The organism is Pandoraea sp. NPDC090278 (assembly GCF_044772185.1).
Lineage (GTDB): Bacteria > Pseudomonadota > Gammaproteobacteria > Burkholderiales > Burkholderiaceae > Pandoraea.
On record NZ_JBIVYJ010000001.1, the window covers coordinates 1,643,431 to 1,664,403 of the forward strand.

At 57.2% G+C, this 20,973-nt stretch carries 16 protein-coding genes; 9 read left to right on the top strand and 7 right to left on the bottom strand.

The annotated features are described in order from the left end of the window. Positions 1–53 precede the first annotated feature (53 nt). A complete protein-coding gene (gene serB / locus ACIQWO_RS06980) occupies positions 54–818 on the top strand; it encodes a phosphoserine phosphatase SerB (RefSeq protein ID WP_402821886.1) in 765 nt (254 codons plus the stop codon). Between the two features lie 17 nt (positions 819–835). Here the strand turns inward: serB and ACIQWO_RS06985 are convergent, their stop codons facing one another. The 7 genes from ACIQWO_RS06985 to tssK form a co-directional block, all read right to left on the bottom strand. After that, positions 836–1,996, bottom strand: coding sequence for a hypothetical protein (locus tag ACIQWO_RS06985; protein WP_402821018.1), 1,161 nt, complete (start codon positions 1,994–1,996; stop codon positions 836–838). Positions 1,997–2,061: 65 nt separating this feature from the next. Beyond that, positions 2,062–2,484, bottom strand: coding sequence for a type VI secretion system baseplate subunit TssE (tssE, locus tag ACIQWO_RS06990; protein ID WP_402821020.1), 423 nt, complete (start codon positions 2,482–2,484; stop codon positions 2,062–2,064). Beyond that, positions 2,481–5,195, bottom strand: coding sequence for a type VI secretion system ATPase TssH (gene tssH / locus ACIQWO_RS06995; protein WP_402821022.1), 2,715 nt, complete (start codon positions 5,193–5,195; stop codon positions 2,481–2,483). The genes tssE and tssH overlap by 4 nt, the downstream gene beginning before the upstream one ends. Before the next feature lie 112 nt (positions 5,196–5,307). Further along, positions 5,308–5,805: a type VI secretion system tube protein TssD gene (gene tssD, locus ACIQWO_RS07000; protein WP_402821025.1), complete on the bottom strand. Its 498-nt coding sequence runs from the start codon at positions 5,803–5,805 to the stop codon at positions 5,308–5,310. Between the two features lie 97 nt (positions 5,806–5,902). After that, entirely contained in the window at positions 5,903–6,556 is a 654-nt protein-coding gene (locus tag ACIQWO_RS07005; RefSeq protein WP_402821028.1) for an OmpA family protein, read from the bottom strand. Between the two features lie 1,021 nt (positions 6,557–7,577). Next, entirely contained in the window at positions 7,578–8,345 is a 768-nt protein-coding gene (locus tag ACIQWO_RS07010; RefSeq protein ID WP_402821031.1) for a DotU family type IV/VI secretion system protein, read from the bottom strand. Then, positions 8,342–9,703: a type VI secretion system baseplate subunit TssK gene (gene tssK, locus ACIQWO_RS07015; protein WP_402821034.1), complete on the bottom strand. Its 1,362-nt coding sequence runs from the start codon at positions 9,701–9,703 to the stop codon at positions 8,342–8,344. Before tssK ends, ACIQWO_RS07010 begins: the two co-directional genes overlap by 4 nt. Before the next feature lie 431 nt (positions 9,704–10,134). Here tssK and tssB point away from each other — a divergent pair, with 431 nt between their 5' ends. The 8 genes from tssB (at position 10,135) to ACIQWO_RS07055 (ending at position 20,845) form a co-directional block, all read left to right on the top strand. Then, positions 10,135–10,647 carry a type VI secretion system contractile sheath small subunit gene (tssB, locus tag ACIQWO_RS07020; RefSeq protein WP_402821889.1) on the top strand — a complete coding sequence of 171 codons (513 nt, stop codon included), beginning with the start codon at positions 10,135–10,137 and terminating at the stop codon, positions 10,645–10,647. Between the two features lie 73 nt (positions 10,648–10,720). After that, positions 10,721–12,277: a type VI secretion system contractile sheath large subunit gene (gene tssC, locus ACIQWO_RS07025; RefSeq protein WP_402821036.1), complete on the top strand. Its 1,557-nt coding sequence runs from the start codon at positions 10,721–10,723 to the stop codon at positions 12,275–12,277. Between the two features lie 88 nt (positions 12,278–12,365). After that, positions 12,366–14,699 carry a type VI secretion system Vgr family protein gene (locus ACIQWO_RS07030; protein WP_402821039.1) on the top strand — a complete coding sequence of 778 codons (2,334 nt, stop codon included), beginning with the start codon at positions 12,366–12,368 and terminating at the stop codon, positions 14,697–14,699. Between the two features lie 9 nt (positions 14,700–14,708). Then, positions 14,709–17,390: a glycoside hydrolase family 19 protein gene (locus tag ACIQWO_RS07035; protein WP_402821042.1), complete on the top strand. Its 2,682-nt coding sequence runs from the start codon at positions 14,709–14,711 to the stop codon at positions 17,388–17,390. Positions 17,391–17,406: 16 nt separating this feature from the next. Continuing rightward, entirely contained in the window at positions 17,407–18,321 is a 915-nt protein-coding gene (locus tag ACIQWO_RS07040) for a tetratricopeptide repeat protein (RefSeq protein ID WP_402821045.1), read from the top strand. 892 nt (positions 18,322–19,213) lie between these two features. Next, positions 19,214–19,669, top strand: a complete 456-nt coding sequence (locus tag ACIQWO_RS07045) for a hypothetical protein (protein WP_402821048.1) — start codon at positions 19,214–19,216, stop codon at positions 19,667–19,669. 177 nt (positions 19,670–19,846) lie between these two features. Further along, positions 19,847–20,104 carry a PAAR domain-containing protein gene (locus ACIQWO_RS07050; RefSeq protein WP_402821892.1) on the top strand — a complete coding sequence of 86 codons (258 nt, stop codon included), beginning with the start codon at positions 19,847–19,849 and terminating at the stop codon, positions 20,102–20,104. A gap of 6 nt (positions 20,105–20,110) precedes the next feature. After that, on the top strand, positions 20,111–20,845 hold the full coding sequence (locus ACIQWO_RS07055) for a hypothetical protein (protein WP_402821051.1): 735 nt from the start codon (positions 20,111–20,113) through the stop codon (positions 20,843–20,845). Positions 20,846–20,973 lie beyond the last annotated feature (128 nt).

A 20,973-nucleotide genomic window follows, 5' to 3' on the forward strand; every position in this document is an offset into this window, starting at 1 on the left:
TGCCTGTGCCGCAAGCGGCGATTCAGGCGTTGGCCCCACACAGCGCTCTCGATATGGCACAAGGGGTTGCACGCGTTCGGGACGTCACCGATACGCCAGCCCTCAGAAGCGCGATCGACGCGCTCGCGCAGCAATACGGCGTGGACGTCGCGATCGTCGACAGCCAGCGACGACTGACGGACTTCAAGCTCGTTGCGATGGATATGGATTCGACACTCATCACCATTGAGTGCATTGACGAAATTGCGGACTACTGCGGGCTGAAGGCGGAAGTCTCGGCCATCACCGAAGCCGCCATGCGCGGTGAGATCAAGGACTTTAACGAAAGCCTGACGCGACGCGTGGCGCTGTTGAAGGGACTTGACGCCAGTGCGCTTGAAAAAGTCTACGAGGAGCGTTTGCAGCTTTCCCCGGGTGCCGAATCAATGCTACGTGGCGTTCAGGCACTGGGCATTCGCACGCTGTTGGTCTCGGGCGGCTTCACGTTCTTCACGGATCGTCTGAAGCCGCGTCTGAATCTCGACGTCACCCGCGCCAATACGTTGGAAATCGTCGACGGCAAGCTCACCGGACGCGTGCTCGGCGAGATCGTCAATGCGGAAGTCAAGGCGCGCACGGTCGCCGAAGTGGCGGCGCAGTTCGGCGCGACGCCTGCGCAGGCGATCGTGATGGGGGACGGATCGAACGATCTTCAGATGATGGCCATCGCTGGCCTGTCGGTGGCATTCCGGGCCAAACCGGTGGTGCGGGAGAAGGCCTCGGTCGCCTTCAACCACGCAGGACTCGACGGCCTGCTGTCACTGTTCCGTAAGGACTGAGCGCAAGAACAAACGCGTCAGCCGATAGGCGGCTTGATGGCCCTCTGCGGCGTCGGTGCCGATGCATCGAGCGTCACGCCCGGCACCCGTTTCATGTGCAGCAGGTAGTAGCCGTTTCTCGTGCGTATCAAATCTGCGGAGCCCTCGCCGTAGTAGCGCTCGAACATGCGCTTCTCATTGACGGCCCGCGACAATTCCTTCGGCCCTGTTTCGACGCCCGGCGCGAAATCGTCAAACTCGAACTTGAACAGCGGCTTGTACACGCGCGTATCGTCTTTCGGATCGGGAAAGATCTGTCCGCATTGCAAGTCGTGACTGACGACGGCGTCCGGACCGATGAGTTCGGAAAGTACGGCATACGTTTCGACAACCTCCGGGGCGTGGCTGTCCATGAGCGCAGCCACGCGCTTGCGCAGCGATGAAAACATCTTGTGGTCAGACGCCAGCGGGCCGGGCGATGCCGCCTCCGGCGTCATCTCAGAAGATGTGAACGTCGAGGCAGTGTCGAAATCGGTCGGCCAGAAGCATTTCGTTTCCAGGTCGAAATGCACGTTGCTCGTGGAAATATCCTCGTGCCGAAGGCCAACATCGATGAGTCGCCCTTGCAGCAAGTCGATGGAGAGCATGATGTCGTGCTTCGACGTGCCGTACTCGGACGGCCAAATCTTGTGCATCGGCTGCCCCGGAATCTTTTTCAGCCGCACGCAAACACGATGGTCCGCAGTAACGAACGGTTCCGCGCTGCCGTGGCCGTAGAACCGCGTCCACTTTTCCGCACTCCATTGCACAGCCGCCAACTCGGCGTCTACGTCGGTCGCCCCGGCATGTGAGACCTTGATGACAAATCCGGGAGTCTGAGGATCATCGAATACCGCCCCAGCGTCGCCCTCCCCGTGTGAGCCACGCTCGGACGTCGGACCAAGGATGTCAGCGAGCGTCCGTGATTCGCGCACGCTGTGCGGTATTTCGGATCCGCAAGGCGTTTGGCATTTCATCGGCTCGCACGACGACTCCGTGAAGACGACCGGATAGTGAATGGATTGCAGCGAGGGAGTAGTCATCGTGGTGCAGCGAGATGGGTACACGCGTGTGTGTCGTGTCGCCCGCCTCTTGCCTGTTGATAAGGGACGATGAGCATCCCTCATTTGCGCGGTGGGCGGCTTGCGAACATCGCTCACCGCCCACTTGCTAGGTGTTCAGTTCCGCGTTTTGACAGTGCAATCTTGTCTCAACAAGGGCGGCGTCACATCCCGTCACGCCGTCTGACCAGTCTCACGTGCCCACGAGGCTCGAAATAGGTGCCGAAACGAACCAATCCAGTCTTCCTCAGATAGCACGTCATTTCGAAACTTATCAGGACACCTGGATCGGCGTCGTTCACGGACGCGATCTCTACGGCCTTGATCCGAGGCTCATAGGCAAGCAATGTCCTCTCCAACTGCGCCTGAATTTCAGTCGCCGATGCGGGAAGCACGCGATAGATTCGGCTCAGGTCTGGCAACCCGTAGTCCGGCAGATGTTTCATCGCCCCAGCACGGGTATTAAGAATGCGATGCACGTTACGCTGTACGCTCAGTATTTCGAGCGTCTTGTCGTCATGGGCAGCGATCGGCTCCCCGTCAATGTGTCCCAACAAGACGTCGTAAAGCGATGGCCCCGCCGTCACGCGTTGTCCACCGACTCAGCCACCCGATCTTGGCTGTTACGCCCATCGTGGACGAAGTCGATATCGATCTGGCCATCGGCCGCCAGTTTCAGCGAAATGGACTTCGGCACATCGCCGTGCGCCGTGTGGACCAACAGCTCACGCGCAATGGATGGCAGAATCCGCCGATTCATCAGCGCATCGATGCTTCGCGCACCGGATTGAAAGCTGCCGCAATCCTGCGCAATTTTCTGCACCAGCGCTTCGTCCACCGCGAACATGGAGCCGTACTGTGAAGCAACCCGGGCGGCCACTTTTTCAAATTTCTTCTCCACAATCGAGCACAGCGCCTCCCCGGTCAGAGGGCGGTAAAGCACCGTCTGAAAACGTGCAAACAGCGCCGGCTGAAAATGAGCGACCAACTCCGGACGCACTGCATCGAGCAACGCACCGTGCGCGATGTCTGGATTCTCTTCGGTGGTCGCCTCGATCGTGGCACTCCCCAGATTGGACGTCATCAAAATCACGCAATTGCGGAAATCGATCTCACGCCCTTCCCCATCGCGCATGCTGCCACGGTCGAAAACCTGATAGAACATGTTCAGAACGTCGCGGTGCGCTTTCTCGACTTCGTCGAGCAACACCACACAGTACGGACGTTGACGCACGGCCTCAGTCAGCACCCCACCCCGGCCATAGCCGACATAGCCCGGCGGCGAGCCCTTCAACTGAGAGACCGTGTGAGCCTCCTGATATTCCGACATGTTGATCGTGGTCAGCGCGGCAGCGCCCCCAAAGAGCACGTCGGCAAGCGCCAACGCTGTCTCCGTCTTTCCGACGCCCGACGGCCCGGCCAACAGAAACACGCCCAACGGCGCGTGTTCGGCGCTCAGCCCTGCCTTAGCTGTGCGAAGGTTCTCCGCGATTGCCTCGACAGCTTCGTTCTGGCCGACCACACGAGCGGCAAGTCGCGCTTCTAGCGACAACAGATTATTCACCTCGTCCGACACCAGATTCCCGACCGGAACCCCCGTCCATTCCGCAACCACGCGCGCAACGGACTGCGCATCCACATCAACGCACACGAGTGGTATCTGCCCTTGCGCCTCGGCAAACGCAACACATGCATGCGACAGCGCATTCCCGTCGCGCTCGGCAGGAGGGGCGTCGCGGTGCTTGAGCACGGCGACGGCGAGTCGTTGCTCCTTCGCATAATTCGCCGTGAGTGTTTCGACGTGCGCACGCGCAGTCTTCAGCGCCTGCTCAGTGGCATCGAGCCGCCCATCGGCCACACCAATGCCCTCGACCACATCCGCCGTCAACGCTGCCTGTTCGATTTCCAGCGCACTCACGGTGGCGATCCCTCGCTGCAATTCGACCGGCGCCGTATCCAGACTCATACGGACCCGCGCCGCCGCCGTATCGATCAAGTCGATGGCCTTGTCCGGCAACTGACGTGCCGGAATATAGCGGCGCGAGAGTTTTACCGCAGCGACCAGCGCTTCGTCGCGAATATGGACTTGATGAAACGATGCATAGCGCGCCTTGAGCCCGCGCAGCATCAGGCATGCGGTGTCGTCGTCAGGTTCGTCGACTTTTATCATCTGAAAGCGACGCTCAAGCGCGGCGTCCCGCTCGAAGAATTCCTTGTACTCGGCCCACGTCGTCGCGGCAATGGTGCGCAGCTCGCCACGCGCCAGCGCGGGCTTGAGCAGGTTGGCTGCATCGGCACCGCCAGCGGCATTGCCAGCTCCGATGAGCGTGTGCGCCTCGTCGATGAACAGCAAAACAGGCACGCTGGAAGCCTGCACCTCCTCGATGACGGTCTTGAGCCGCTGCTCAAATTCGCCCTTGACCCCGGCCCCCGCCTGCAACAATCCGAGATCGAGCGTCAGAACGCGCACGTTTCGGATGACGTTCGGCACATCCCCATTGGCCACGCGCAGTGCGAGCCCTTCGACCAGCGCCGTCTTACCCACGCCCGGTTCGCCCACCAGAATCGGGTTGTTCTTGCGACGTCTGGCCAGCACGTCGACCATTTGCTGAATCTCGCGGTCGCGGCCGAAAACCGGGTCGATTTTGCCTTCCTTGGCCTTTTCGGTCAGGTCGATTGCATAGCGAGTCAAGGCGTCGGACTGCGACGGCACGGATGCGCCAGCGGTCACGTTCGTCACCGGGATCTTTTTGTCACGAGTACCGGCACTCTCCGCCACCGGCGAGTCTCCAACGCTCAGAGGCGCAGAATCAAGTGTCGACTGCTTCTCACAGGTCCGGTCGCCAAGCCGCAGGAGAAGTCTTGCGATTTGCGCGCTGCTCACACTCAGTAGCGGCCATGCGCCTCGTGCACGCAGAACGTGCGGCGCATCAACAATCGCTTGAAGCACGTTGGCTGAGCGAATCGACACGTCAGTGCCTTCAGCACTGGCATGCGTCCACGCGTCAGACAACACGGCAGCCAGTTGTGGTGACAATGCTGGTTTGTCTCGCAAATTGCGCGGTGCGCGGTCGATTGCAGTCATCAACGCGTCCCAGACGGTCTCCGCTTCGATGCCGTAGTGACGCAGGATCTCGGGAATGTCTCCGTCCCCTGCCTCCAGGAGCTTCAACAGCCAATGTTCGACAGTAATTTCATCGGCGAGTCGCATTCTGCAAAGACTTGCGGCGGATTCGAGCGCTGTCGCGCAATGGGTGTTCAGGTGTTGCAGCAGGTAGGGGGTATCGCGAGAGGTCATGTCGAACCGGGGGAGTATTCCGAGGGGCGGGGAAGATGACCGAACCGGTGCGCCCATACGGCCGCACCGGTAACCAGCCGTTCGCTAACGCGTTACGACACGCGTTACAACATCAGGCAGCCTTGCCGCCGCGCTCATTCCACGAATCCTTGTGCTGGATGTTGCCGTTGGCGTACTTCCACTGGATGGTTTCGTAGCGCAGTTCCACGTCTTCGAGGTGGTTGTGCTTCTCATAGGCCGGATCCTTGATGTCGAGCATCTTGGCCTTCACGCTCACGACCTTGACGTTCTCCATCACGGTCGTGAAATACTCCTCTTCCTTGCCCGCGCTGTCGATCTCGTATTCCTTGATCGTGACCGTCTGAAGCGTCTTGCCCGACGTCAGAGCCTTGTAGAGCTCCGGCGTGGATTTGTCTTTGGCTTTGGTAAGACGGTACGCCTTGTGCACGCGCGTGCCCGTGAGCTTGCCGGTATTGCCGTCGGTCGGGATGTAGACGTCGTGCTCATACGCCACGAGTTCCACGCTGCCCTCGCGGCCACCGACCGTCACCGAACCGTCGATCTTCTTGCCTGCGTCGTCAGTCAAAAACATGTAGCCAGGAATTGCCATGCATTGCTCCTTGGTTGCTGCAACAAGTGCCCGAAGGACATGCCTTCGGGCGGTTCAATCCCGAAACCCGGCGGGTTCGGGGACACATCTACGGGAATCAGGTTCCGGCGTCGGGCACCAATGTGATCTCGACACGCCGGTTCCTGGTGCGCCCGGCATCGGTCTCATTGCTCGCAATCGGACGTGTCTCGCCGTAGCCTTGAATCGCGAACTGCGTCAAAGCAATGCCCGACGCCTCTGCCAGCCAGTCGCGCACGGCTTCGGCTCGCGCGTTCGAGAGCTTCAGGTTGAAATCGGCAGATCCGACGTTGTCCGCGTAGCCTGCGACAAGCACGCGCTTGTCGGGATGCGCCTTGATCATCTCAACGGCATCGACCATGCGCTTGGTCGAGCCCGCCTTGAGTGACGCTTTGCCGGTGTCAAATAGCGACATGCTGTCGAGCGTGATGACCGCAGGTGGTGCGGCTGGTGGCACGTAGGAGGCAATGGCACGCCCCAGCGGCGGGACCAGGTGCGCCCCGTGATAAAGACCGAATGACAGCCGCAACGGCACGCCAAGACGGTCGTAACGATCGATCTGATCGCGATCGTCGACCAGTGTTTTCAGCGCGTCGCGCTTTTCTGCGGCGTGCGCCTGCTCAACGGCGGCGTATCGCTGGAGATGGGTCTCGACACGCTGAAGCAAGGACTCGTTGTTCTTGCCCACCGCCCAAAAGGCGAGCGCGGCGGTGCAAGCGGTCAGTGTCAGCATGTGAAGCACGGTTCGTGAGAACACAGACAAATGCGCACGGGGGCGAATCGCGTCTGCAAAAGGGATAGGCAATGGCCATGGCTGGGGGGTCGCCGGTGCGCCTGCAATCCGTACGCGGGTATGCGCTGCCGCACTTCGCTCCCAAGGGCGCTCCCAATGGAGCGCAGGGCCGCAATCAGCCCATGCAATCCCCCGAACATTCACGCGACGCGTGGGCACATCGCCCCCCGTCAGCACTTCCCGAATGACGCGAACCGACCAAGGCACGATTGACGCCATGGCAGCCGCGCGATGCACCGCCGCTACGGCGCCTTCCGAGCGCTGCGCGGCCTGCTCTGCCGCCACCACAACGCCCTCCAACCGCGATGCATCAATTTCTGCACCCTGCGAGGCAGTCCCAAACCATTGCGGCTCGCTATCGGAGGTTACGGGAGACAGGCGTTGATAGATGGCAACGTATGCGGGAAGTCCATGGCCGACAATCCGCGACGCATCGGCGCAAGCCTGACGCACGCCACGCAGCATTTGTTCCAGTGCGTCCGTATCCGAATGGAGCGCGGGAGATACAGTGATGGCGATACCGTCAGGTACGACGCCGCCTCGCCATCGCGAGGTTGCACGCACGAGTCGAGGCAGATCTGCGGGATTGTCCACGCGCAGCCAGATGGCACCGCCCGCGTGCCGGACGAAATTATTGCGACTGCTCCGGTCGAAAATGGCGTCGAGACCGTCCCCCACAACGAGCAAGACCGGCGTACAGGCAAGCGAGTCACCCGTGGCGGAACCAAGCGCCGAGCGTAAGGACGCCTCGAGCTCCCCCGCCGCCTCGTCGTGCGGCGTAGACGATCCCTTGGCACGCAGCCAAAGGAATAGGAACGCAACGCCAACGATCACCACCGTGAGCAGGATCGACAACGCTGGGACTATCGGGCTGAGTAACCAAAGCACGGACAGCAGGAGCGTTGTGGCCAGCATCGCAATAGTGCGATGTGGGTACGCTGACGGCCACACCGAGCGCAAGTTACTCACCGACGCTCCCCGTGGCACCGGGCACCGCCCTTCCCTGCGTGGATTCCAGGTGAGATACCTGCGCGTCGAGCGCTGCGTTCCAGCCGCCCCAGACAAGAACGGCCACCAGACACGCCAATCCTGCAATCATCCATGGCGACAGATGGAAGAGCCGATCTAAAAAACGTCGGCTTGTCCGCTCGACGACGAACGATGGGTGCACATGTGGACGGTGCTGAGCAATTCGCTTGTCCACCACCGTCATCAGCTTGCGTCGCTCAGCGTCGCCGAGCAGAATGTATCGCCCGACAAATCCGAGGCCCAATATGGCGCTGTAGAACTCGAAAATTTCCACTGCTGTGGTTGACATGGCGAGGTACGTATCCAGGCGGGTGAACACGCGCTCGCCCGCATCGTGAACCCCAAAGCGCTGCACCTGTAATGGCGAGAGCTCCCAGGCCGCACGGTCCCTTTCGTCCATATGGCGCAACGCAGTCTCGTCCAGCAATGCACATAGCGCCACGCTTGCGTCCGTTCTGACCTGCTCGTCGATCCCAGTCTGCAGGAGTGCTGCGTCGAACGCGTCCAGTAGTTCCGCAGCACGTTGAGCCAGCCCAATGGGATCCGGCGCTTTGCCCCCGGCGGCGAGTGTTGCAACCAGCAACGCTGCGTCGCGCACGAACGGCCGAATAGCGGGCAGTCTCGAGGGTGTCACATTCGCTGATGCCGTTGAAACGTCAGACGATTCCGTGCCAGCAGGTTCAATTACAGTCGAGGTCATGAGCGCAGCACCGCATAGAGTTCCACCGACGCTTCCGCAAGGGACACCGGCAAATAGATTTGACACGCCCGCGCCGCCAGCATGCGGGAGAGCGCTTCGCTCGCACCATCGAGCGCGAAGTATTGGTTGTCCAGGCGCACCGGGATCGCAGACGGCACACGCTGGACTGCACTGACAGGAACGCCCGGCAGCGCGGAATTCACAATGCGCTCGACATCATCCGGCGCACCGATCTTGCACAGTCGTGGGAAGTGCTGCGTAATATCCGCCGCCTGCATCGGCGCATTGACCGACACGTACCAGTCAACGGCTCCTTCGACAATCCGCTCGTCCAGAATCTGCCCCGTCCAGGTGGACGCAGACTTTCGCTGCATCCCGATCGGCACGACGCGCGACGGAATGATCGCGTCCAGCAATTCGCGAATGATTGATTCGAGTGTGGCAAACACCTCATCGGCGCGTTCGTGGTCGTACTCGGGGATCTCTCCAATGTGCGCTTGCGTCGAAAACGTCATCAGCGTGCTCGTCAACTGTGCCAACGTGACATACAGGGCTTCGGGAGGACGGTTCGGGTAACGCGCAAAGTGCCTGAGTTGAGGCCACGCCTGGTGAATTGAGTGAAGCAGCCAGAAAAGTTGGACGTCAGCCACGCCGTACTCAGTGATCTGCGCCACCTGGTCGAGCCGTTCGCTGCGCCGTGTACCGAGCGTCAGGCTTTTGGCGTGCAGGATGTCCCCGATTCGCCCCATCCGCTCAACGTGTCGTATGTGGCCAGCGAGCGCGAGGCAAGGCGGTACGAACTCGCGGTCGACACGGAACTGCCCGCTGGCAGCGCGTGAGAGACGCGCAATGGCACACACCGTGTCATCCGCGTGAGACTCGAAGTCGAACAGCAATCGCACCGCGTGTCGCTCTGCCGCAATCTCTGTCGACTCGGTACCGAACTGGTCGATGACTTTGACGTAGTCGCGCAATGAACGACGTGGGCGCGAGGAAGGTGTGGCTTCGAGTTGGCAGTTCGAGCCATTGGCGTCCGGCAGCGCTAAGGCAGCGAGCACGGTGAGCGATTGAATGTCGGGGGCTAGCCCATGCGAAAGATCACGCGCTACGGGCAATGTGTCTGCGAGCGTGGTGTCGATCGGCGTCCCGTCGGGAAATCGAAGCTTGAGACGGCTGAGCTTGAGCCGCCCCGCCTCGAGCGCCTGCTCATCCACTTCCACATCGAGCGTTCCCCATGGACACGTCAGCGTGCCACCAATGATCTGCTGAAGCGAGAATCCGGCCCAACGATCCTGCTGCTGAAAATGCTGGGGCGAGAGAATCAGCCCTTCGTGCCAAAGCGGTTTTTCGATGCGCATCAAAATTGCCCTAGAGCCGTTCACCTAAGGCGGCGAATTCTAAACAGATGCCGATCAAAAACAAGTCTAAAAACCCAAACAATCGATCAAAATGGAACTACAAAAAAACTTGAAAATAAGTTTTATCCTATATCTAGTTTTCTCATTTTTTGATATCGACAATACAGCGTTGATCGGTATCGAAATTTGCGCAAACCCCTTCCCGGACATAGAGATCTGACAACGACTTCATTTTAAGAAAAAATTCATCCATTAAGCGTCAATGAGCAATCTCCCAAATAGTGAGCACTTAGGCGAATTGCACTAACCGCTTCGCTTTTTGACTCCAACAAATTGAGCGTGTTACATAGCTTTCCTTTCTCTCGCCTAATCGCTCAGCAGTCCGCATCAAGCGATGGCATTCATCAACGCCGAAATGGAAAGTGAGTAAATTGGACAGCTTTCAAAGAGAAATTCCGCGCAACCGTATATCGATCACTCTTGACCTGCACACCGGTGGTGCCCAGAAGAAGGTCGAACTCCCGCTAAAGATGCTGGTGGCCGGGGATTTCAGTGCCGGTCGCGAGCAGGCCCCGCTTGCCGAGCGCGACAAAGTCAACATCGACAAGAACAACTTCGATGCGGTGCTCGCCGACTACGCGCCAGACCTCAAATTCGCCGCCCCCAATACGCTCGCCAGTGACGACTCGGATATGCCGGTGAGCCTGCAATTCCGTTCGATGAAAGACTTTGAGCCGGAGCAGGTCGCTCGTCAGATTCCGGAACTGCAAGCGTTGCTTGCCATGCGCAATCTGCTGCGCGATCTCAAATCCAATCTGCTCGACAACACCGGATTCCGCCGCGAGTTCGAGAAGGTGCTCAAGGACAAGCGCCTGTCCGACAAGCTGCGTGGAGAGCTGGCTCAAATCGCCACGGCCGCCACACAGCCCGAAGGCCACGCCTGAGCGCGAGGCGCCTTAACGGGCGCTCACCGCATCTCACCATCAAGTCAATCCACGAACGCAGGCGGAAACCGAAATGAAGTCGAAGGAATCGCAACAAGCCGCGCCCAAGGCAGTGGCGCTGGACGCTCATGACACGCCCAAGGCTGCCCACGACAGCGTGTATGCCTCGCTGTGCAGCAAGATCAACCTCCAGCCCGTGACGCAAGCGCGTCCGATTGAAGCCTTTCGCGATAACGACATGCTCGCTGAAGCGTCGGCTGACGAGCGTATCGCTCGCGGCATGGGCGCATTTCTCGAACTGGTGTCGAAATCCAGCCAAGGGGTCGACCGTCTGGATAAGTCGTTGCTGGACTTCCACATCGGCCAACTGGATCGCCAGATCAGCCGTCAGCTCGACGCTGTGATGCATGCGCAGGAATTCCAAGCGCTCGAAGGCCGTTGGCGCGGGCTCAAGATGTTGGTCTCGCGCACAGACTTCCGCAAGAACGTGAAGATCGAAGTGCTCGACGTTTCGAAAGCGGCGTTGCAGCAGGACTTCGACGACGCGCCGGAGCTCATTCAAAGCGGCCTGTATCGCAAGACCTACGTTGACGAATACGACACGCCGGGTGGTGAACCCATTGGCGCCATGATCAGCGACTTTGAGTTCGAGAACTCGCCGATGGACGTGGCACTGCTGCGCAATATCTCTAAGGTTGCAGCGGCCGCGCACATGCCGTTTATCGGGTCGGTCGGCGCGGCATTCTTCGGCAAGAAGACGATGGAGGAAGTCGCCGCCATTCAGGACATCGGCAACTATCTCGACCGGGCGGAGTTCATCAAGTGGAAGAGCTTCCGTGAGACGGACGATGCGCGTTACGTGGGGCTGACCATGCCGCGCACGCTGGGTCGCTTGCCGTACGGCCGCGACACCACGCCAGTGCGTGCTTTCAACTACGAGGAAGCCGTCAAGGGACCGGACCACGACAAGTACCTGTGGGTCAACGCGTCGTTTGCGTTCGCGGCCAATATGGTGCGCAGCTTCATGAACAACGGTTGGTGCGTGCAGATCCGCGGCCCGCAGGCCGGTGGTCGCGTGGATGACCTGCCGGTGCACTTGTACGACCTGGGCACCGGTGTGCAACCGAAGATCCCGACCGAGGTACTGATTCCGGAGACGCGCGAATTCGAGTTCGCCAATCTCGGCTTCATTCCGCTGTCGTTCTACAAGAACCACGACTTCGCGTGCTTCTTCTCGGCAAGCTCGACGCAGAAACCCGCGCTGTACGAGACGAAGGAAGCCACGGCCAATAGCCGTATCAACGCGCGCCTGCCGTACATCTTCCTGCTCTCGCGAATCGCCCACTACCTGAAACTGATTCAGCGAGAAAACATCGGCATGACGAAGGACCGTCGTGTGCTGGAGCTCGAGATGAACAGCTGGATCAAGGGGCTCGTGACGGAAATGAACGACCCGAGTGATGCGTTGCAAGCGTCACATCCGCTGCGTGAAGCGAAGGTGATCGTCGAAGACATCGACGACAACCCAGGTTTCTTCCGTACGAAGCTCTTCATCGTGCCGCACTTCCAGGTGGAAGGCATGGATATCGGTCTTTCTTTGGTGTCGCAGTTGCCGAAGGCGAAGGGGTAAGTCCCGCTTGACCACATAGGCTTCACGGCATGTCAGTTGGCATGCCGTGAAGCTGTTCGTACCTGCCTTTTTTTGCAAGAGAGCTGACGTGTCGATATTGCCCACTCAGGCTTATGAATTGAAACTGGCGCCCCACCCCGAGGCGGCGCCATTCTCGGTATTGAAGTTCACGGGATCCGACCGGATCAGCGAGCTCTACCGCTATGAGATTGAATTCACAAGCCCCGCTGCCGGCATCCCAATGGCATCCGTGCTGGGACGACCGGCTCGCTTCAGCATTCAGCCGGTCGGCCCGGATGCATACGAAAAAGCGTTCGCGCAGGCGGCAGCGAGTCTGCAATCACCGGCGTACACCATTCACGGTCTGATTACGGAGTTTGAGGAATTCGAGATGACGCCCGATCAGACACGCTATCGCGTCGTGCTCGAACCCACTCTGGCCGACCTGAATCGGGCGGTGTCCACGCGGCTCTTCCAGAAGCAGAACTTCGAGGAGATCGTCACCTCGATCCTGCGGCACGAGGAGTACGCTGCCGGTGTCGATTTCATCTTCAAGTTGCGCGACCAGGACTACAAGCGGCGCGAGTACGTCACACAGTACCGCGAGACCACAATCGCCTTCATTCAGCGCCTGTGCGCGCAGGAAGGCGTGTGGTTCCGGTTTGAACAGCATGAGGACCGAGCGGTCATCGTGTTTGGCGATGACGTTGACGCCTATGCGCGCAAGCAGCGCTCACTGCCATATGTTCCCGACGGCGGCTTGGAATCTAGCAGCGCCGAATCCATCAAGACACTGCACAAGCGTACGCGTCGCGTGCCCGAGGCAGTCCGTCTGCATGATTACAATCATCGTGCGGCTGATACCTCGTTGCTCGTCGAGCAAAGCGCCGTGCGCGATGACGACACGACCAACGCGATCGACTATCACTCGGGTGAGCATTACGAGACACCGGAAGAAGGTGATCGCATTGCGCGAATTCGTCACGAGGCACACCTCGCGCGTCAGCTGACGTTTTCCGGCACGGGCAATCCCTTCTGGTTGGAAACGGGTGAGGTGCTGGGCGTCGAGCCGAAACCCGGCGACGCGAAGCACGGCATCTTCGTGACGTCGATCAAGTCGCGTGGCAGCCGCAGCGAAGCGTTCTGGACCGCGTTCGAGGGGATTCCGTCGGAGCGTGTGTGGCGGACTCACCTCGATGCGATCACTCAGCCGGTTGTTGACGGCATATTGCCTGCTCGCATTACCTCCCCGAACAGCTATCAGTACGCCTACCTCGACGAGCATGGTCGCTATGTCGTGAAGCTGCCGTTCGATCTGGATGCATGGAGCCCGGGCGGTACCAGCCGCCCCGTGCGCATGGCCAAGCCCTACAGCGGCGGCAAGTACGGGCATCACTTCCCTCTGATCGATGGTGCCGAAGTTGCGTTGAGCTTCACCAACGGAGACCCGGATCGCCCCGTCATCATCGGCGCGATGCACAACAGCGAGCAGGCCGACCTCGTCACCAGCAAGAACAAGACGCGCAACCTGATCACCACCGCAGCAGGCAACGTGCAGCGCATGGAAGATCTGCGCGGCTCAGAGCACGTTCATCTCTCGACGCCTTACCAGGCCAGTGAGTTGAATCTTGGGCATATGGTGGATCTGGAAGCGAAGGTCCGCGGCACGGGGGCCGAGCTTCGAACCGACGGGTACGCTGCAGCACGTGGCGCCAAGGGCTTGTTGCTCTCCGCCGAGGCGCAAGCGGGTGCTACGGGGCAGCATCTGGCCATGCCGATTGCCGATCAAACGCTCAGTCAAGCGCAACAGATTCTGAGCTCCCTCAACACCGTGGCATCTGCCGCTAACGCAGTGCTGGCCGACGTCGACGCGCAACGCGTACTGATTGAGCAGCATCTGAGTCAGTTGCAACGCCCTGCCATTGTGGCGAGTGCACCGGAAGGTGTCGGTGTCACCAGCGGGCGCGACATGCAGCTCGCCGCTCAGAAGCAGATGTTTGTGACGGCGGGCGATGGGATCGACATCGGTGTCATGAAGCGGATCACCGTTGCCGCTGGCGAGGCACTGTCGTTCCTCGCCGGCAAGCTCGGCATTCGTCTGTTCGCCGCCAAAGGCAAGGTTCAGATCGAGGCACAGTCGGATGCCATGGAGTTGCAGGCATTGCGCGACATGTCCGTCAGTTCGGCCGACGGTCAGCTCCTGCTCACGGGCAAGAAGTGCGTGACGATTGGCGATGGTTCGGGGGCCTATATCAAATTGTCAGGCGGGAAGATTGTGATGGGTAGTCCTGCTGGGGAGATCAACCTGCACGGAGATCTGAGCGTGCTCTCACCAGAAGGCGGCTCGTTCAGGTTCACCTCCTGGACTGCCTCGCAACCTGAGCCGCTCAAGCGCCAAACGAACGTCAGTATTTCTGAGTAACACACAGGCATGACAACGAATTCTTCAGTACCTGCAGTTGGCCCTGCATCAGGCAACGACACAAAAGTGAAGCCTCTTCCGTTTGCTTTCCCCTTCCAAAAAAAGGGAAACGCTGGAAATAGCTCGCCGGCTCAATTCTCCGACGAACACGAAATCTACCAAGGGCTACTCAGTGGCGAGTCGTCCGGTGCCTATCTCGTCGGTCGGTTTGGCATGTGGCACGGTGGGATTCACGTCACGGCTGCAGGCTTCGGACGCCAGTTGGATCTTGCCGCTGGCGTGCGATGCATTGCCGATGGCGAAGTCGTTGCCTACCGGTTCAATCAACGCAACCTGACAAGCGAACGCCCCGAGGGTGGAGGATCCGAGACGACAGCGGCGCAATACAGTACCGGTTTCGCGCTTGTGCGGCACAAGATGGAGTTTCCGAAGAACCAAACGCTCGAGTTCCTCAGCCTGTACATGCACTTGATGGCCTACGACGATTACCTGAAACGGGAGCATTCGTCTTGGGCAAAGCCGGCCTATTGGCCGCAGCAGTGGGAAGTCTCGCAATACGCACAGGATTCCCCCGAAAAAGGCAAACAAGGTCAGTTGCCCGATACATCGCAGCGCGGTCTGCGGGTACGCGCTCGGGCCAATGGCCGTGCTCTCGCCATCCTGCCCCAGGGCGCACGCGTGACTCTGGAGACGCCCAAGGATGGCTGGGCAAAGCTCAAGACGGTAGACCTCCAAGGAAAGACAATTATTGCTCGTCGTGAGGGAGAACATGCGACGTTGGACACGATAACCGGCGGGTGGATTTGCATAGGCGAGGAGAACGGCGGTCCGCTCGTTCAAGAGATGATGCCGGGCGATGTTTTCGACAACATACAGTTTCCCAGCAAGCCTGTCCCGATCAAGGCCGGTGATCTTGTAGGCCATCTCGGACGCTACGACAAGCTCGAACCGGGGTCTGGTGCCAATAGCCAGGTCCACATCGAAACGTTCGCCGCAAGCGACATCGGTGCATACATCAACAAGTCTCGCGATTGGGTTCGCAGTCATGGAGCCCATCCAAAGGACTGGGCAAAGCTCGGATTGCCCTCCGAGCCAACAATTTTGCGAGTTGCGCCCGGCACCGTGCTCTACGCGCGACCGGGAAACGGTGAGCCCAAAGGGACAGAACCGCAGACGGGCAAAACAGAAGTGGTCCAGACCTACGCAACGGTGGCGCTAGGTCGCGACAAGGAGCGAACGCATACCGAGCCAAAAGTCGACGCCAGTATTGGTCGGAAGGTCGCATGGTGGCGCGTCCAGAGCGCGGATTCGCGTGGACAGCCTATCGAAGGTTGGGTCCGCGACTTCAACCATTCGCCGGGGAAGGTGACGCTCGAGTTTTCGCAGGAATGGGCTGACTTCGAGTGCATCGCAGCCGATCACGATACGTCCCGTACGATTTTCACCGACGCTGCAAGTTGGGTTGAATATGCGGCGGCACCAGACACGCCGGGCGTGGGTGCGCGAGCCAAGCTCAGCCCGCTTATGCAAAAGGTACACGACGCCATCTTCAAGACGGGCAACGGAGAACGAGCCGCGTTTGACTTGACCCACATGCCCGTTTCAAGCAGTACGGAGCGCTCCCCATGGTCTATGCGCGCCGCATCGCGACTGATCGTCAAGCACGAGAGTGAGTGGTCGATTCCCTCCAGATGGACCGCGCTATTTGCTGCCCTAGAAGCGAAAACAGGTCCATCGGCCAAATCCGCCGAGGAAAAGAAGCGCATCGAGAAGCTGGTTTGGTGGGAGGACGTCAGCAGGAAGGTCCCGGGGTTTCCGGCGAATTCCGTGTTCCACATTAATCCGATTGCGCTGGCGGCGAATTTTCAGACGGCAGCAGACTGCCAGTGCAACGGCAGAGAGATGTCCGTCACACAGCTACGGCGAATCGCTTCGCATGCAAGACAAGACCGCCTAGACAGCTACATCGAATCGCTCAATACAGCATTCAATGATTTCCACTTTAATTCGTGCATATCGAGAGCGCATTTTTTGGCGCAAATATTACACGAAAGCGCAGAGTTTAGTGCAACAGTGGAATCATCGGGCAGAGGGTCACTTCCATATGATCCTTGGAGAGGCAGAGGATTACTGCAACTCACATTTGAGAATAACTATAAAGCTTATGAAGAATATTCCGGCGAGGATTTCACCTCCAACACCGACGCAATGAATAAACTTTCTCAATCGCCACACGCCATGCTTTCTGCCGCTTGGTTTTACAGCATTAATAGCTCCCTCATCCCCATCAGCGATGGCGATGGCGATGACTTTATATGGTTAACACGAAAAATCAATGGCGGATTTAATGGATACGATGACAGATTATCGTATTTTATGCGTGCAGTTGACGTTCTTGGGATCACAAATTGCCTTCGCCTCAATAGAAATGGATCCTACAAATTCGAAGAAAGCACAGCGCACGACGAGAAACGCGCATCAGTAGCCTGGGGGATGTGGAACGACCCCGGACTCCGAAAACACGGAATTGCTACTAAATCTGCTAGCGAAGCAGCCAAGGGATACAAGCGCTATGTCGCCCTATACGAGGAAAGTGGCAAAAAAGAGGATAGGGGGTGGTACGGCATCCCTACGAATTTCACCGTCCGAGAGTATGTCCAGACGAGATTACGAATTTTAGGGTTATCTTGAAAATCTAGGAGCCATAGTGCGAACGCTGAGAATACTAGCAATTTTATCGCTCTCTTCTTTTTCCGTTTACTTTCCGATTTCCGCGAAAAGTCAGTCAAATTTCTTCTCCGGAAGTTTCGAAGAAACAGGGAGCTTTGGAAAATTCACATTTCAATCTACTCCAAACAATTCTGGACTAATGATTGAATACCGCTCCCAGTCATTGAAAGAACCACTTTCATATTATGTCGAAAAATTCGATGAATGTAGCTCAATGTCCATTTTCCCTATACATGGCACCCAGCAAGTCGCCATCGACGGGAGCTGTATAAGTCGAGGAGGCCAAATTTATCGTTATGTATACCAGTGGATCCCTGAGAGAGAGAATTGGTGTTTGACGCGAGAAATAACTGGAGAACGGCCTGAGAAGCTGGACTCCCCTCCCCTTCGCTGGCAAAAAGTTGCACGCGTAAAACCGTGCTTCCCCCCCGGGGAGCGGGGACCGTACACCTACGAATCGCCGAAGATCGTACGCGCGGCAATCGCGACCGAGTTAAGGAGATTTCGAAGCGCGATATCAACCCCCAAGACCCTAGAGATGTACCTTTCCTCCCTTCTCGATTACCAAATCTCGGAGATGATATCGAACATCACGGAAGAAAACGTCAGGGACATAAACGACCTTGGATACTTCTTAATTCGAGGCGGCAGAAGTTCCGATGCAAGGGCCATTCTCGAGCAAATAATTGAGAAATTTCCAGAACGCACAGTGGCCAAGCTAAATCTCGCCGACGCTTATTGGTCTATGGAAATGTTTTCGCATGCCGAAATTTTCTATGCACAGTACGTCTCCGACATGAAGGCCCGAAAACTTGAAAGAAAAATACCAGAACGAGCCATTACGAGAAGTATGCCGACTCATCACCAGCCTCTCAATAACATCACCCACTAAATTCCAACAATATTTAACACCGAAATTCGCAAAAAAATAATTCAAAATTCTCAACAAAACAAATTTTATCGAATTAATTAAATTAAAAACATCAAAAATAAAACGATTGTTACATTTTAATGTCAACAAGAATGGATGGAAGACAAACATGCAAGGCACAACAAAATTGCACCACTACTTTGTTTATTACCGGAATGACCTACCAAAACTTATAAGGACATTGGTTTTTCCTGCAATATTTCTGCTCCTCTCAAACAATTCTCACACAGAAGGATTGTGCTTGGACGAATAATCAACTGTATTTAGTTGCATAAATGGGCCATCAACATCATCGCTCTGCCAATCGAGAAAAGATACGTCGTTTTCGTATCACCATGGAAATTCTGGGAAGATCGACCTTGTGATTTCAGGGAATGGTAATGGGCTCGAAGACCGATTCTTTTTTTCCTACGCGCAATATTCTGGCGGTGGGGAAGCGCACGTTCGGTTTTCCAATTTTGAATACACCTACTACCTATACGACAAAACCATTAGAACCGATGATGGTCCGGAATTAAATTCTGGAATCGCAATACATAAAAACGGCGAAAATAAATTTAATCTCACCTGCCAGAATGAAACATCGATCAACTCTGCCGCATATAAGAACATGATCAAGGAAAATTTCAAACCAATAGATTCACGCTGAATTTCATAACGTCGAGTGCGATTAAGCACCCCAGAAAACATCCCAAATTGGCAAAAGTTAACATCGACGCAACTCACCGCTCGATCCTGATATGAAAGACTTTTCCCGAAGAAAGGCCGCAGCAGAAAGAGCTTTCGCAGCTATAAATAAAGGCGTCCAACCTTGCAAGGACGCCTGGGACCAAAACCTCACATCGGAGAATGGATGGTGAAGAATATCGTCGCAATCATCTTATTTCTCTCTACGATCTGCGGCACAGTAGCGGCATCAAGTCTGACAGACAGATCCCCCAGAATCATCTCGGCCGACGAGATTCGCTCCGGCTGCTCAATTCATATTAACAGGAATTATCAATATGATAAGAATGACCCCTTGAGCACACCGCCATACTCATTAATTATTTCTTGGCAATGCGTCGATGGAGAAAACCTTCCAATCGACGAACTTCCGATAAATGGAGCAAGCCCGGAAATCACCTCAATTTTATATTTCAATAGTATGAATATCGTCATACAAGCGAGATGGCCAATGAACTCCCAATCCGCAGAATATCTTGGATACCACCACAAGATTTCCGCATATACGTACAACGAAAAAACAATTCCCAAGAGATTTATTGAAAACAAAGAAATCGAAAATAAATCCCCCCCCAGGGATTGATGGAACATCTAAAACCGGGTCTTCAATTAACTACCCATTCAAGGAAAGATCCTCGATAACTAAAGAACTTATCAACCAATGAAGGGGAGAGGCGATTTCGCATAAACAGAAACGTGCCACACGCGATCATCGCAGTTCTTTCTATAGCTAACAGGCCCAGGCTCGGCCACCACATTGATGAATAACCTCGCATACGAAGGCGACGCCACGACTCACGGCGGCACAGTCCTGTCCGGCACCGAACGCATCACGGTCAATGGCCGCCGAGCAGCCCATGTGGGTGCCAGGGTGTCGTGCCCGATACACGGTGAGAACGAGATCGTTGAAGGCAATCGCCGAATGAAGTTCGGTACGACCTTGCTTTCCTGCGATGGGCATCGAACCCGTTGTGGTGCGCATCTGATCGCATCATCCGGCGGCGCAAAGGTGGTCTAAGTCTCAATGCCCATCGAATTTGAGCGCGTACCCGCGCGTAAGCCCGTTCCGGAACCGGCATCACTGTCGTTCATCACAGCAATCGCCACGCTCGCCGTGACACTCTTCGTCGGTGCAGCACTGACTTTCGCGCTGTGGCCTACCGACGTGTCAAGCAACACGCCTTCGCTCCTGGCATATGCAGTTGGACTATCCGTCGCGGCATGGGCGTTCTCATGCTGCATTTGGCTCGGGTATGCGGACGTAACGCGCAGCAGTGCCGTTGCTTATAACGTTGAATGCGATGCCCTAGAACAGCGATGCCACAACGCGGCGAGTGTGCCGCTCATCGTGCTTGGTCATACCTGGTGCTTTTCCTCCGATCCCGTAGAAAACCAGCTTGCCGGAATTCTGGACGGCTCGGTCAAAGCAGTGGCTCGTCCGAGTGCTGCGCAAGCAGGCGTCGAGGTCAAGGCACGCTGGATCGACATGCCAGGGCGCACCTATGCCGCAGGCAACATGCTGAACGAATTTGGACGGCACACACGACTCGTCGACTGGTTGTATGAGCACCTTTTCAAGCACATTGTTGATGCACTGCAAGCGCTACCTGCAAATGCCCGCCTCGACGTTGCTGCGCACGTCTCAGCATCGGTCGAACTGGAATGGGCTATTCAAGCGCTCGAGGACCATATCCGCAGACTCCGTCCCGATCTGAAGGTGTTAGTCACGCCATTCCCGCAAGGTATTCCGCTTTTTTAAGTTCGACGCATGGTTGGATGAGCCCGCCTCACCCGCAGCGAAACTCGTCGTCAGCCTGAACCTACTGCCAGCGATAAGTCAGGTGCTCTCCAATGGAGTTGCTGAAGCAGGCGTCGCGATTTTGTTCT